General features: G+C 46.6%; 10 protein-coding genes and 1 pseudogene. 7 read left to right on the top strand and 4 right to left on the bottom strand.

Annotated elements, in window-relative coordinates; translation table 11 throughout:
• Positions 1 to 63: 63 nt before the first annotated feature.
• Positions 64 to 1,047 carry an endonuclease/exonuclease/phosphatase family protein gene (locus PG915_RS18070; protein WP_353499804.1) on the bottom strand — a complete coding sequence of 328 codons (984 nt, stop codon included), beginning with the start codon at positions 1,045 to 1,047 and terminating at the stop codon, positions 64 to 66.
• A gap of 88 nt (positions 1,048 to 1,135) precedes the next feature.
• Between PG915_RS18070 and PG915_RS18065 the strand changes: the two genes are divergently transcribed.
• On the top strand, positions 1,136 to 2,323 hold the full coding sequence (locus tag PG915_RS18065) for an MFS transporter (protein WP_353499803.1): 1,188 nt from the start codon (positions 1,136 to 1,138) through the stop codon (positions 2,321 to 2,323).
• A gap of 215 nt (positions 2,324 to 2,538) precedes the next feature.
• Here PG915_RS18065 and katG read toward each other — a convergent pair whose 3' ends face one another.
• From katG to PG915_RS18050, 3 genes and pseudogenes are all read right to left on the bottom strand, one after another.
• Positions 2,539 to 4,728 (bottom strand): catalase/peroxidase HPI, encoded by a 2,190-nt coding sequence (gene katG / locus PG915_RS18060; protein ID WP_353499802.1) that lies wholly within the window; start codon positions 4,726 to 4,728, stop codon positions 2,539 to 2,541.
• Positions 4,729 to 5,046: 318 nt separating this feature from the next.
• Positions 5,047 to 6,522 (bottom strand): annotated as a pseudogene (locus PG915_RS18055) (Na+/H+ antiporter NhaC family protein).
• A 16-nt stretch (positions 6,523 to 6,538) separates the two neighbouring features.
• Positions 6,539 to 7,885: a glutamine synthetase family protein gene (locus tag PG915_RS18050; protein WP_353499801.1), complete on the bottom strand. Its 1,347-nt coding sequence runs from the start codon at positions 7,883 to 7,885 to the stop codon at positions 6,539 to 6,541.
• Between the two features lie 347 nt (positions 7,886 to 8,232).
• On the opposite strand from PG915_RS18050, the gene PG915_RS18045 reads away from it, so the two are divergent.
• The 6 genes from PG915_RS18045 (at position 8,233) to aguA (ending at position 14,432) form a co-directional block, all read left to right on the top strand.
• The gene (locus PG915_RS18045; RefSeq protein ID WP_353499800.1) at positions 8,233 to 8,979 is read left to right on the top strand and encodes a gamma-glutamyl-gamma-aminobutyrate hydrolase family protein; all 747 of its coding nucleotides are present in this window, start codon (positions 8,233 to 8,235) and stop codon (positions 8,977 to 8,979) included.
• Between the two features lie 16 nt (positions 8,980 to 8,995).
• On the top strand, positions 8,996 to 9,553 hold the full coding sequence (gene puuR, locus PG915_RS18040) for an HTH-type transcriptional regulator PuuR (protein ID WP_353499799.1): 558 nt from the start codon (positions 8,996 to 8,998) through the stop codon (positions 9,551 to 9,553).
• 26 nt (positions 9,554 to 9,579) lie between these two features.
• Positions 9,580 to 11,064 carry an aldehyde dehydrogenase gene (locus tag PG915_RS18035; protein ID WP_353499798.1) on the top strand — a complete coding sequence of 495 codons (1,485 nt, stop codon included), beginning with the start codon at positions 9,580 to 9,582 and terminating at the stop codon, positions 11,062 to 11,064.
• 31 nt (positions 11,065 to 11,095) lie between these two features.
• Positions 11,096 to 12,373 carry an NAD(P)/FAD-dependent oxidoreductase gene (locus PG915_RS18030; RefSeq protein ID WP_353500158.1) on the top strand — a complete coding sequence of 426 codons (1,278 nt, stop codon included), beginning with the start codon at positions 11,096 to 11,098 and terminating at the stop codon, positions 12,371 to 12,373.
• A 98-nt stretch (positions 12,374 to 12,471) separates the two neighbouring features.
• Positions 12,472 to 13,338, top strand: coding sequence for an N-carbamoylputrescine amidase (aguB, locus tag PG915_RS18025; protein WP_353499797.1), 867 nt, complete (start codon positions 12,472 to 12,474; stop codon positions 13,336 to 13,338).
• An 11-nt stretch (positions 13,339 to 13,349) separates the two neighbouring features.
• Positions 13,350 to 14,432, top strand: a complete 1,083-nt coding sequence (aguA, locus tag PG915_RS18020) for an agmatine deiminase (protein ID WP_353499796.1) — start codon at positions 13,350 to 13,352, stop codon at positions 14,430 to 14,432.
• Positions 14,433 to 14,469: the final 37 nt, after the last annotated feature.

The raw sequence follows: 14,469 nt of genomic DNA, 5'->3' as shown, positions 1-14,469 counted from the left end.
ACTTGATTATATAACTAATTGAATTTTCTTATTGTAGCAAGCGATTTATCGACGTAGGTGTGGTTAGTGTCGCGATTCGAAAGTAATGGACACTAAGGCATGATCTGAGCCCACATCATCGACACCAAACCTAGGGTTAACAATGTGCTTATCGGTAAGCTGATACTCGATGAGTTCGTACATTGAGTGCTCGTATTCAGGGACGAATTCACTAGAGACCAATATGTGGTCAATGCGCTGTCCTAATTCACCATAGTAGTGGCTGCGAGGTGGCTTGATAGCATCTTGATCTCGAACGGGTGTGCCCTGGGGTATCAGCTTCCAGCTGTCGTGGAAGTAATAGGGAGCGATTGCAGCGCGGGAATCACGTCTGCGATGGCGCTGATGTGCGCGAAAGGGAGCAAACTCATCAGCGTTGAGCACATTATTAAAGTCACCAAGCAAAATGAAAGGGCGCTTTGCTTCGCGTTTATGACCTACGATTTGAGCATGCAGTGATAGGGCTTCTTGCTGACGAAGTTGAGTGGAGAGTGCAGAGCCTGTTAGCTCTTTTAACCATTCAGTGACGTTGTCACCTGAGTCTTCACCCTCTATGGTCGCTCGCTTAGATTTTAAGTGTACGTTGATAAGATCAAAGTCGCCGAGTCCTTGGATCGATAAGGAGACATGCAGAGGTGGTCGACTAAATTCACCGCTAAATGGCTCGCATAGAGCAAGGTTGGCGTGCCTACTCATTGGAAAGCGTGAGGCAAACGCCAATGAAGGCTTGGAATAGATGTAATCGGCTTCAATCGCAGGGAGTTGGTTATACTCAAAGAATTCATAGCCAAGCTCTGCGGTGAGGGCACGCAGCGCTTCTATAGAAAACACTTCTTGAAAAGCTATGATGTCACTGCCTAGTTCACGCAATGTGTTCTTCAACCAAGTGGTTTTCTGCTGCCACTGCTTTTCGGAGTAAATGTTTTCCATCTCATAGAAAGCGAAGGGCGGCTCAACAAAATTACATAAGTTGCAGGTGGTGACTTTCAATGTATTTATTTGTGTCAAAGTATTAGACTCCATTACAGCTTATGCCTGTCACATTGTTTCAGGTCGTCAGTGAGCATATAAGAATAACGCTTTCAAAGGAATCATCATGTCTCAAGCAAAAACCGAACCTGCTTGGCAAACGCCGCGGAACTTTCTCATTATTATATCGATTATAGTGCCCATCGCTTTTTCCAGTTGGATGGCACTGCTCAATAACTTTGTTATTGAAAAAGCTAACTTTGACGGCTCAGATATCGGACTGCTGCAGAGCGTACGTGAAATTCCTGGGTTTTTAGCGTTTACGACGGTCTTTGTCCTACTGTTCATTCGTGAGCAAAAATTCATGATCATATCGCTGCTACTGCTGACTACGGGCACCGCGATAACAGGCTTGTTCCCATCGGTGGCAGGGTTGCTCATTACGACACTGATCATGTCTACTGGCTTTCACTACTTTGAGACCCTTAAACAATCGCTTTCCTTACAATGGCTCAGCAAGGAAGAGGCGCCTGAGGTGTTGGGTAAGCTTATCTCAGTGGGCGCATTGGCCTCGCTTTTGACCTACGCAGGTCTTTGGGTGATGGTTGAGGTTTTCAAGCTCGACTACGTGTGGGTTTACGGTATTTCTGGCGGTGTTGGTTTTGTTTTGGTGCTGTTTATCGCTTTTGCATTCCCTCAATTTAAAACAGATACCCCTCAAACCAAGAAGCTTGTGCTTAGGAAGCGGTATTGGCTCTACTACGCCCTGACGTTTATGAGTGGTGCACGACGTCAGATTTTTACGGTATTCGCGGGCTTTTTGATGGTCGAGAAGTTTGGTTACAGCGTGTCGGATATCACCTTGCTGTTCTTGATTAATTATCTGTTTAACTTTTTATTCGCGAAAAAGATTGGCCGATTTATTGGTATCGTTGGTGAACGTAAGGCGCTGATGGTGGAGTACGTAGGACTGATTTTCGTGTTCGTAGGCTATGGCTTAGTACAAACCGCCGAATGGGCAGCCGCGCTGTATGTGATTGATCACCTGTTCTTTGCACTAGCGCTGGCTATCAAGACTTACTTCCAAAAGATTGCTGATCCGGCCGATATGGCCTCGACTGCTGGGGTGTCGTTCACGATTAACCACATTGCCGCGGTAGTGATTCCGGTGTCGTTTGGTTTTATTTGGCTGATTTCACCGTCGAGTGTGTTTTACATTGGAGCTGCAATGGCGGCTGTGTCGTTGGTGTTGTCGTTGAATATTCCGAAGAAGCCGGAAGAAGGGAATGAGGTTCGGGTTTTGAAGTGGGGTTGATGGTAACTGGTATATCATTTGCTGTGAGTTCAACGTTTTAGACCCCCTCTAGCTCCCCCTATATTAGGGGGAGAACAGTAGGCTCGTTCCTATCGTCACATCGCTCTATGTTTTAGGTGAGGCGACGCGCAGCGAGCCTGTTGCTCCTCCCCTTTATAAGGGGAGGCCGGGAGGGGTAAATTTCGATGAACTTAACAAAGTAAGCTCACTACATTTTAAACATCAAACCGATCCGCATTCATAACCTTGACCCAAGCAGAGACAAAGTCACAAACAAACTTCTCATTAGCATCATCACATGCATAGACTTCAGCCACTGCGCGAAGCTGTGAATTAGAGCCAAACACAAGATCAGCACGTTTCGCTTTCCATTTCTGACTGCCCGACGCACGGTCAAAGCCACCAAACTCAGTCGCGTCATCGTTGGTTGGACGCCATTCAGTGCCCATATCCGTCAAGTTAACGAAGAAGTCGTTGGTGAGTTGGCCTTTACGGTCAGTTAGAACGCCAAAGTCGCTGTCACCATAGTTTGCGCCTAGTACGCGCAGACCACCGATCAACACCGTCATTTCTGGAGCAGTTAGCGTTAGTAGTTGAGCTTTATCTAGCAGTAGCTCTTCTTCAGACACACTAAATGCTTTCTGACTGTAGTTTCTAAAGCCATCAACAAGTGGCTCAAGTACAGCAAATGATTCAGCATCAGTCTGAGATTCGAGTGCATCGGTACGACCTGCGGCAAATGGGACGTCTACTGAAATACCTGCGTCTTTCGCAGCCTTTTCGATGGCCGCGTTACCACCAAGAACGATAAGGTCTGCAATTGACACTGGCTTACCAAATTCAGCTTGAATACGCTCATAGATATCTAATACACGACTCAGCTGCTCTGGTTGGTTGACTTCCCAGTAGCGTTGAGGGGCGAGACGAATACGCGCACCGTTTGCGCCGCCGCGATAGTCAGAACCACGGAATGTCGATGCCGATGACCAAGCGGTGTAAACCAGTTCAGACACTGATAGTCCAGAAGCTATAATACTCGCTTTCAATGTCGCTGCATCTTCAGAGCTGATAGGCGCAGACGTTGAAGCTGGAAGTGGATCTTGCCAGATCAAGTCTTCGCTAGGCACTTCTTCACCTAGGTAACGAGCTTTAGGTCCCATGTCGCGGTGGGTTAGTTTAAACCAAGCGCGAGCAAAGGCGTCGGCGAACTCATCTGGATTCCTGTGGAAGCGCTTAGAGATCTCACCGTAGATCGGATCCATACGCATCGCCATATCGGCGGTTGTCATCATAGTGGTAACGCGCTGAGAAGCGTCGTGTGCTTTTGGTGCCATGTGCTCTTCAGTGACACCCACTGGAACCCATTGCCAAGCGCCAGCTGGGCTCTTTACGAGATCCCAATCGTAGCCAAGCAACATATCGAAGTAGCCGTTATCCCACTGGATAGGGTTTGGTGTCCAAGCACCTTCAATACCACTGGTCGTAGTGTCGTCACCTTTACCGCTGCCGAAATCGTTACGCCAGCCAAAGCCCATTTCTTCCATTGGTGCTGCTTCTGGCTCTGGTCCCATCAGTTCAGGGTCGCCTGCACCGTGTGACTTACCGAAGGTATGACCGCCTGCTACTAGCGCAACTGTTTCCTCATCATTCATGCCCATACGAGCAAAGGTCTCACGAATGTCGCGGCCAGATGCGAGCACACTTGGATCGCCATTCGGGCCTTCTGGGTTTACATAGATAAGACCCATTTGTACCGCCGCAAGAGGATTTTCAAGTTCGCGGTCACCAGAGTAACGTTTGTCACCCAACCACTCGCTTTCCGTACCCCAGTAAACGTCTTCTTCTGGTTCCCAAATGTCTTCGCGGCCGCCACCGAAACCAAAGGTTTTTAGACCCATGGATTCGATAGATACGTTGCCAGCAAGAATAAATAAATCAGCCCAAGAGAGGCTTTGGCCGTATTTTTTCTTCACTGGCCAAAGTAGACGGCGGGCTTTGTCTAGGTTGCCGTTATCAGGCCAGCTGTTAAGAGGTGCAAAGCGCTGGTTACCTGTATTACCGCCTCCGCGACCGTCAGCGGTACGGTAGGTACCGGCGGCGTGCCAAGCCATACGAATCATAAATGGACCGTAGTGATCGTAGTCGGCTGGCCACCAATCTTGAGAATCGGTCAGGATATGTTCAATGTCTTGTTTAACTTGCTTCAGATCGAGGTTTTTGAAGGCTTCCGCATAATTGAAGCTTTCGTGATGAGGATTTCCTTTACGATCGTTTTGATGAAGGATTTTCAGATTGAGTTGGTTTGGCCACCAATCCAAGTTTTGCGTACCACGACCACCAACACGAGTATTACCACCATGCATGACAGGACATTTGCCTTGAGACATATTCTTTTCGCTTTCCATATTCGACTCCAGTTTACGAACAACGCGATCCAAACGATGATTTCAGAATCATCCAAGTTAATGGGTGAGTTTCTGATAATCAGCGGGTTAATTGAACTCTATGTAACAGTAGTTGGAAATGATGGGGTTTGATCTAAATCAATTGTGAAATAAGATAACCTTTCATTTACATAGATTTACACAAAGTAACTTCTATGCGTAGGAATAAGCTTACCAATTAATGTGTTACAGAGATGATTGAGTTTGAAAATGCAAATAAAAAGGGATGCCTGCTGAGTGGCATCCCTTTTGGATTCTCATTGAATTTGCTAACGAGTGTTAAGCAACCACAATGAAGAATAGAGTAGTAACAACAATACCGATAAGCGCGTATGGGAACTGCGTCTTAGCGTGCTGCATCGCAGTACAGCCAGACCCTTGCGCAGAGAGTACCGTCGAATCACTGAAGAAGCATGAATGACTGCCCGCCGCTGAAGCTGATAGCATTGCAGCGATGGTCAGGTGCAATGGCACGCCCAACTGGTCTGCAAGTGGCAGAATTATAGGCATGGCAACAGCAAACGTACCCCAAGAAGAAGAAGAGGCAAATACTAGACCACCAGTGATGATGAAAATCAGTGCAGGAAAGTATTGTGCAGAGAGGTAAGGTGCAACTGATTCTATTACAAACTCGGTAAGTCCTAGGGAGTCATTTACGCTTTTTAGCATAAAGCCGCCTACAACTGTAGCGAGGGGAATGAGCATGACTTTTACACCATCAAAGACGGAATCAAATAGTTCGTTCATTGAGACGAGTCTTTGGAAGCCATATAGACAAAGTGTAAAGACAATCGCAACAGCTACGCCAGCAAGTAGGTCGATACCATAAAACCATGTAGCACCAACTAGCACAACCATCGGCATGATGAAGTTGATCAGGCCCATTACTGGTGATGTAGTCTGTGGCGCCTCTCCAGAGAACTCAATATCTTGAGCACCATCTGGTTTTACTTGACCATTTTGAGCACGCTCTTCAGCTTGCTTCATTGAACCAAGGTTAGGAATTTTATCTAGTGCAACTAAAATAACGATAGCAAGTGTAATCCAGCCATAAGCCATATAAGGAATTGCAGAAATATACGCCTCAATACCCGACCCTTCATCAGTTGCACCATTAGCTTCTAGCAGAGAGCTAAAGAAAATGGCTCATGTTGAAATTGGTACCAGAATACAGATTGGAGCTGCAGTTGAGTCAACAAGGTAGGCTAGCTTTTCACGAGAGATCTTATACCCGTCGGTAACCTTTTTCATTGATGAGGAAATCGCAATGGCGTTCAAGTAGTCATCAATAAAGATGATTAGGCCAAGAACGAAGGTCATAAGCATCGACTGTTTGCGGCTCTTCACCTTACTAACTAACATATTACTAAAGCTAAGAATACTGCCGCCTTTCTCGAGCATGGCAATGAGTCCACCCATTAATGCACAGACCAAAATGATCCATGCAATGGTCCCGTCCATCATGACATCCATTGAGATGCCGATAAACTTTTCTACAACTTGGGTTGGGTCAAGTAGTAAAACCCCTGCAATGGTCCCTGCTACAAGAGCCTCTACTGTCCTATGGGTTGTTAAGGCAAACACTAGCACGAGTGTCGTCGGCAATAGGCTAAGCCACCCGTACGCGTCCCCTTCTACGTGACTAAGACCTAAAGCGGTAAACCCAATTAATACGCTAGCTACAAGCGCGGTTACAAATAAGTGCTTATTCCCCGATTTCCTTGGTGGGGTTAGTACACCAGATTTCGTTGTCATAATTTCCTTCCTTTGGCTATGCAGAGTGAAGCATCCAGTCGATCTCAAGCGGGGTAATGATGCGCTCAAATTCGGCCAGTTCACTTTGTTTACAAGCGAGATACATATCAATAAAGTCCTGGGAGAAATACGTGCCTAACTCACTGTTATCCAGTTGCGTTAGGGCATCGGACATGCGTGTTGGCAGATCGATGGCATTTTCACTTAGGGCTGGTGGACACTGTTCTTGGGTATAGTTATCACTCGCTAATACTGCGGAAAGTACTACTGCAGCGAGAATGTAAGGGTTAACATCCGCACCAGCGATGCGGTGTTCAATACGACGGTTTTTACCATCGCTAATCGGTACGCGAAGTGCTACTCCTCGGTGGTTCTCACCCCAATCTGCACGTGTTGGTACATAGGCACCAGGTACAAATCGACGGTAAGAGTTCACGTTCGGGCAAAGTAGCGCCATCGCGTCCGGAATTTGGGATAACATCGCTGCCATTGTTTGGAAGAACAACGGACTCGCTGAGTCATCCTCATTATTAGTAAATAGGTTATCGCCTTGCTCGTTGATGAGGCTGATGTGCATGTGCTGACCGTTTCCTGCTTCTTCAAGGAAAGGTTTCGCCATAAAGGTGGCGTCAAAACCATGCTTGTGAGCGATTTGTTTGATTAGACGTTTTGAGAAGACAATTTCATCGCAAACACGTAGTACGTCTTTAGAGTGGTTGAAGTTGATTTCGAACTGACCAGGAGCGGATTCAGAAAGTGCACCTGCTGTGTTTAAACCTTGATCGGCAGCCGCTGCGTTTAGCTCGGATAAAAAGTCTGCATAGTCATCAAGACCATCTACGTCATAAACTTCTGTGTCGCGTTCTCTTTTATTCTTAGTTGGATTGATGGCGGTTTGCAGTTCACCATTCTCACCGCGCACTTTATCGATAAGATAGAATTCAAGCTCTAGCGCCACGACAGGGAATTGATTCCTAGCGTGTAGGATATCCACCATACGTTCAACAATATTGCGGATAAATAGACGATGTGGCGTTTTGCCGTCATCTTCCATCATAGAAAGCAATACCTGACCCGTCCCTTCTTTCGCCGTCGGTAATAGTGTTCCAGAAACAGGGAAACAAAGGTTATCAGGTTCACCAAGGTCTTCACCCAATCCAGCCGATTCAACAACAGCGCCTTTGGTATCAAGAGTAATAGTAGAGAGGGGGAGGGCGACACCTTTAGCGAGCTTTTCAAGCGCGTCTACTGGAATGCGTTTGCCGCGAGGCGTGGCGTTAAGATCGGTAAATATGACGTCTACATACTGAATCTCTGGCCAGTTTTGTCGAAAATTTTTAACTTCCTGTAAATAGGTATCCATCTTTACTACTCCTAGTTACCCTGTTTGACTGACGCTAATTTTGGTGGTGTTTAACAAATTGAACACAATACCCATTAGCTAATGAGGGTTTTTGGCTGAATTTTAAGTTTAAATAATTGTTTTTATTCTACTTTGTTTAATTTGGTGATTATTTCAACCGTGTTAAACGTTAACTAATTTGTAACAGTTGATCGGCTTTTGCTCAATATATCGAGCGAAATTAGTGCTTTTTTTGACCAAAATAGAGATCAAAATCACGCTTTGGAATCTATTTTGAACACTGCTGTTGATAATTATGTACGTGGGTTGTACGGTTTTTGTTAAATAAATCGAACGTGAGTGTGACAATGTCTGAGATAAGAAAACCAATAATAGGACTCGTAAGCTGTAAAAAAGAGCTCGCTGGCTATCAAATACAGGCATTGAATGAGTTCTACCTTCAGGCGGTGAAAGACTTCGGCGGTACACCAATCATTCTGCCGTCAGTAATAGAAGCGGATGAATTGGATAAAGTGTTGACTGTCTGTGACGGACTGTTGTTTCCAGGAAGCCACTCTAACGTAGCGCCACATCGCTATAACGGTAGCCACGAAGAGAAAAAGAAAGATGAAGCGCGTGATGAGCTCTCTATTCAGCTGATACGCCGTGCGATAGACATGAACATTCCATGTTTAGGTATTTGTCGCGGCTTCCAAGAAATGAACGTAGCACTGGGTGGTAGCTTAGATCCGGCGGTACATGAGTCAGGCTATCAAGATCATCGTGAAAATGAGTCGAAAGACTTTACTGAGAAATACGCGCCAGCTCACCCGGTGTTTGTTGAAGATGATGGTGTATTCAAACAGTGGTTGGTAAACGCTAAATGGGAAGATACCAGCAAGTTTGAAGTTAATACCCTTCACAACCAAGGCGTTAAACAGCTTGGTTCTGTATTAAAAGTGGAAGCAAAAGCACCGGATGGCCTTATAGAAGCGTTTAGCTTGCCGGGGCAAAAATACTTTGTTGGCGTGCAGTGGCACCCAGAATGGGAAGCAAAACACAATCATTTCTCACAAATTTTGTTTAAAGAATTTATTATGTCAGCTTCCCAATGATTTAGAGGCTGAATGCATGGACAACCACCAGATTGGTAAAAATATTGCTCAACTAAGAAAAGAGCGCGGACTTTCACAACGAGAACTGGCAGAGCGAGCGGGCATTACACATAGCGCTATCTCTTCCATTGAAAATGCCAAAGTGAGTCCTTCGGTGAGTTCTCTGCAAAAAATAGTGAACGTTTTTACCTTGTCGCTTTCGGAGTTTTTTACTCTCGAGCAGCAAGAAAACAAAGAAATAAAGGTTGTGATTAAACCAGAAGACTTGATTGAAATTGGTAGCGAAACGGTATCAATGAAACTGGTCAACAATGGCAGCAACAAACAAGAAATTGGATTTTTGATAGAGGAATACGCTCCAAACAGCACCACTGGAGCCTCCAATATTAAGCATGACGGAGAGGAAGTCGGCACCGTATTGAGCGGTGAAGTCGAACTAGAGTACAACGGTGAAACCTATCTGATTAAAGAAGGCGAATCCTATGTTATCGACACGACTATCCCACACAAATTTACTAATTACTCCGATAAGGCTTGCAGAATGATAAGTGCTCATACACCAAAAGCATTCTAGCGCCTTGAGGTAACCAAGGAGAGCGTATGAAAACGCAACAACAATGGATTGAACAACGAGAAGCGCAGGTAATTGAACAGCGCGCTTTTCTTAACGGCGAATACACAGCCGCTGTCGATGAGACGACACTTGAGGTGGTTAACCCAGCCACAGATGAGATCATCGCGAACATCGCTCGCTGTAAATCTGCCGACGTCGATCTTGCCGTTGAATACGCGAAAAGAGCCTTTAAAAATGGCGAATGGAGCCAAAGCTCTCCAGCACACAGAAAATCTGTACTGATCAAGTTTGCTGATCTTATCGACGAGAACGTTGAAGCGTTAGCACTTCTTGAAACCCTTGATACGGGTAAACCTATTTCTCACAGTGTTTCAACAGACATTCCAGGCGCCGCTAAGTCGATTCGTTGGTATGCAGAAGCGATCGACAAGGTATATGGCGAAGTTGCTCCAACCGAGAAAGACGTCCACGCGTTTGTTTCTCATCAAGCAATCGGTGTGGTAGCGGCTGTAGTTCCTTGGAACTTCCCATTGTGGATTGGCTGTTGGAAGCTCGGTCCTGCACTGGCGGCAGGGAACAGTGTTATTCTTAAACCATCAGAAAAGTCCTCTTTGACGGCCATTTTCTTAGGCAAGCTCGCGAATGAAGCAGGGATCCCTGCCGGGATATTCCAAGTCATTACTGGCTTTGGTCATGAAGCGGGTGAAGCACTTGCTCGTCATAACGGGGTTGATTGCATTGCCTTTACGGGTTCTACACGTGTCGCTGGTCACCTCATGATCGCATCTGGTGAAACTAACTTAAAACGCGTATGGGCAGAAGCGGGCGGCAAGAATGCCAATATCGTCTTTGAAGATTATGCCGACCTTGATGGCGCAGCTGCTGAAACGGCCGCAGGCTGTTTCTACAACCAAGGTGAAGTCTGCGTGGCGGCCACTCGACTACTAGTGCATGAGAGCATTAAAGATGCCTTTATCGATAAAGTGATCAGCGCAGCACAACGTTTCATGCCTAAAGATCCGATGGATCCGACGTCTTCAATGGGCGCGCTGATTGACCGTGAGCACAAAGCTAAAGTGTTGGACTACGTCAAACTTGGCGAGCAAGCCGGTGCGGTTGTGCGCTGCGGCGGCGATGTTGAAGGAAAAGGCGCGTTCGTCGAACCGATCATCCTAGACAATGTAAATAACCAAATGCGCGTAGCTCAAGAAGAGATTTTTGGCCCAGTACTTTGCGTTATTCCTTTCAAAACTGAACAAGAAGCCATTGCTATCGCCAACGACTCTCAATACGGTCTGGGCGCAGCGCTATGGAGTGACAACATCAATCGCGTACACCGAGTCGCTAAGCAATTAGAGGCAGGATCTGTGTGGGTGAACAACTACAACGAGGGCGATATGACCGTCCCATTCGGTGGATTCAAGATGAGTGGTAACGGACGCGACAAGTCCATCCATGCTATTGAAAAATTTACCGAAACCAAAACAACCTGGATTCGTCTCCACCGTTAAGCCCGAAGCCGTTATTACAAGGAATAGAATGATGAATAAACATACAGATTCATACTACGCTCACTCGATCCTAAATGTAAGTGAGTACCCACAACTGCAAGACAATATTGAATGTGATGTTTGTGTGGTTGGTGCCGGTTTCTCGGGCTTGTCTTCAGCACTGCATCTTGCTGAAAAAGGCTTCAAAGTTGTGGTACTTGAGAATGCTAAGGTTGGCTTTGGCGCTACCGGTCGCAACGGTGGTCAGATTGTAAATAGCTACAGCCGCGATGTGGATGTCATTGAAAGCCGCTATGGCGAAAAGCAAGCAAAAGCACTGTGCGATATGATCTTTGAAGGTGGTGACATCATTCGCGGCCTTATCGATAAACACAACATCGACTGTGATTTCAAACAGGGTGGTATGTTCACCGCACTGAACAGCAAACAAATGAAAGGCCTTGAAGAGCACAAAAAGCACTGGGAACGCTACGGCAACGACAAGCTAAGCCTACTTGATGCCAATGAGGTCGAAGCGACAGTTGGTACAAAAGCTTACAAAGGTGCGCTACTGGATATGAGTGGTGGTCATATCCACCCATTAAAATTAGCGCTGGGTGAAGCGGCAGCCATCACAGCTCTAGGTGGACAAATCTTTGAACAATCAGGCGTAACTCGCGTTGAAAAAGGCGTGAACCCTGTTGCTCACACAGAAAAAGGCAGCGTAAAAGCTAAATACATTGTCTTAGCAGGCAATGCGTATCTGGGCGGTTTGGCACCAAACATCAGTAACAAGGCGATCCCTTGCGGTACTCAAGTTGTGGCAACCGAGCCACTATCCGAAGCGATGTTGAAAGATATCCTACCATCAGATTACTGTGTTGAAGACTGTAACTATCTATTGGATTATTTCCGTCTAAGTGCAGACAAGCGACTGTTGTTTGGTGGTGGTGTCGTATACGGCGCACGTGACCCAGAGAACATCGAAGCCTTGATTCGTCCGAAGATGGAAAAGATCTTCCCGCAACTTAAAGGCATCGGCATTGATTATAAGTGGACTGGTAACTTCCTACTTACCTATTCACGCATGCCGCAGTTTGGCTCGTTTGACGACAATATCTATTACTTACAAGGCTACAGTGGCCATGGTGTAACGTGTACCCACCTTGCCGGTAAATTGCTCGCGGAGGCTCTATCGGGTCACGCAGAGCGCTTTGATGCTTTCGCAGACCTTACCCACGTAACGTTCCCTGGCGGTCGCCATTTTGCGATTCCGTTTACGGCGATGGGGGCGGCCTACTATACCTTACGCGACAAACTCGCAATCTAATCCCAAGAAGATAGACAAACACCACTAGACAAAAAGAAGTGCCTGCAAAGACGGGCACTCAGTCAGCCCTTAGATGAAAAGAGATAAAGGAAGATCCTATGAGTAAAGTAGTTAAATTTGCTGCCCTTCAGTTGACCAAAACTTGGGACCTAGATGCAAACCTAGAAAAGATTAAAGGCGCGATTCGTGAAGCAGCAGCAAACGGTGCAAATGTGATTGTGCCTCAGGAGCTCATGGCCGCCCCTTATTTCTGTAAAAAACAAGAAGCGAAGTATTTTGAGCTTGCAGAAGAGACGGACAACTGTCGTCTAATCAATGAACTTAGTGCATTGGCAAAAGAGTTGAATGTCGTTATCCCAGTGAGCTATTTCGAAAAAGCGGGTAACACCTTTTTCAACTCACTTGTGATGATCGATGCCGATGGCTCTGTCCTTGAGAACTACCGCAAGTCACACATTCCAGATGGCCCTGGCTACAGCGAAAAGTACTATTTCAGCCCTGGCGATACCGGTTTTAAAGTGTGGGAAACGCAATTTGGTACCTTCGGTGCTGGCATTTGCTGGGATCAATGGTTCCCAGAGCTTGCGCGTAGTCTAGTTCTGAGTGGCGCAGAAGCGATTTTCTATCCAACAGCGATTGGCTCAGAGCCGCAAGACCTGTCACTGGACTCTAGAGATCACTGGCAACGTACGATGCAAGGCCATTCTGCAGCCAATCTAGTGCCGGTGATTGCTTCTAACCGTGTAGGTGTAGAAGCGGATGACGGCATTGAGACGACGTTCTATGGCTCATCATTCATCACAGATCACACAGGTGGTAAGCTAGCGGAAGCACCTCGTGAAGGTGAAGCGATCATCTATGCGGAAATCGATCTTCAAGAAACAGCCAAAGCTCGTCACGCCTGGGGTCTGTTCCGTGACCGCCGTCCAGAGTTATACCAAGACATTCTTAGCCTAGCAAAGTAGTGAGGTGACCAATGAAACTCACCACAACACCAAAACAAGATGGTTTCTTTTTTCCGGCTGAGTTTGAGCCGGTAAGAGAAGTTTGGTTGGCTTGGCCTGAGCGCCGCGACAACTGGCGAGACAAAGCTAAGCCAGCGCAAAGAACCTTCGCTAAGGTTGCCAATGCAATTGCCGATGTTGTACCCGTGTCCGTAGCAGTGAGCAGTTCTCAGTATGAGACAGCTCGCGCTATGCTTGACCGTTCAGTAAAGCTGGTGGAGATGGCGTTCAATGATTCTTGGATGCGAGATATTGGTCCAACGGTCGTTGTTAACGCTAAGGGTGACAGGCGCGGCGTGAGCTGGAAGTTCAATGCTTGGGGTGGTGAGTTCAATGGCCTTTATGATGACTGGAGTGACGACGATAACGTTGCCGCTGCGGTATGCGATGTCATGGGACTTGATTACTATCGTGCCCCGTTCGTCCTCGAAGGTGGTGCTATTCACACTGATGGTGAAGGTACTCTGTATACCACTGAAGAATGCTTGCTTAGCCCGGGACGTAATCCATCACTGTCCAAGACCCAGATTGAAGCCAAATTGAGTGAATACCTCGGTATCGAGAAAGTAGTATGGTTACCTAAAGGACTGTTTAGCGATGAAACCGATGGACACGTAGACAATCTGATTCACGTGGTTGCACCCGGTAAAGTCGTATTGAGTTGGACAGATGATCCATTCGATCCTCAATACGCTTTGTCTAGGGAAGCGTTATCAGCACTCAAGACGCAAACGGATGCTAGTGGTCGTGTTATCGAAGTCATCAAAGTGCCATTGCCTGGACCGCTATACTACTCTCATGAAGAGGCGTCTGGCGTGGAAACTAGCGATGGTATGAACCGTCAGGCGGGAGAACGATTAAGTGCGTCTTACGCTAACTTTTTGATGGTTAACGGGCATGTCTTTCTGCCGCTGCTAGGCAGTGAGTTTGACAGCATTGCGACAGAGATTTTGGCCGCAGCACTGCCTGATTATCAAATCGTTGGTATTCAGACACGCGAAGTGTTGTTAGGTGGCGGCAACATACATTGTATTACTCAGCAGATACCAGCTTAGAGCTCTGCTTACTGATTCACTCTATTTACAAACAATA

The organism is Vibrio sp. CB1-14, assembly GCF_040412085.2.
Classification (GTDB): domain Bacteria; phylum Pseudomonadota; class Gammaproteobacteria; order Enterobacterales; family Vibrionaceae; genus Vibrio; species Vibrio chaetopteri.
Note: the sequence above shows the minus strand (reverse complement) of the source record. Positions and strands in the feature narration are given on the sequence as shown.

Coding starts and splice junctions, on each gene's coding strand:
- katG (WP_353499802.1), bottom strand. CDS start 4,728: ATGGAAAGCGAAAAGAATATGTCTCAAGGCAAATGTCCTGTCATGCAT.
- PG915_RS18045 (WP_353499800.1), top strand. CDS start 8,233: ATGTCTGAGATAAGAAAACCAATAATAGGACTCGTAAGCTGTAAAAAA.
- puuR (WP_353499799.1), top strand. CDS start 8,996: ATGGACAACCACCAGATTGGTAAAAATATTGCTCAACTAAGAAAAGAG.
- PG915_RS18035 (WP_353499798.1), top strand. CDS start 9,580: ATGAAAACGCAACAACAATGGATTGAACAACGAGAAGCGCAGGTAATT.
- PG915_RS18030 (WP_353500158.1), top strand. CDS start 11,096: ATGAATAAACATACAGATTCATACTACGCTCACTCGATCCTAAATGTA.
- aguA (WP_353499796.1), top strand. CDS start 13,350: ATGAAACTCACCACAACACCAAAACAAGATGGTTTCTTTTTTCCGGCT.
- PG915_RS18050 (WP_353499801.1), bottom strand. CDS start 7,885: ATGGATACCTATTTACAGGAAGTTAAAAATTTTCGACAAAACTGGCCA.
- aguB (WP_353499797.1), top strand. CDS start 12,472: ATGAGTAAAGTAGTTAAATTTGCTGCCCTTCAGTTGACCAAAACTTGG.
- PG915_RS18065 (WP_353499803.1), top strand. CDS start 1,136: ATGTCTCAAGCAAAAACCGAACCTGCTTGGCAAACGCCGCGGAACTTT.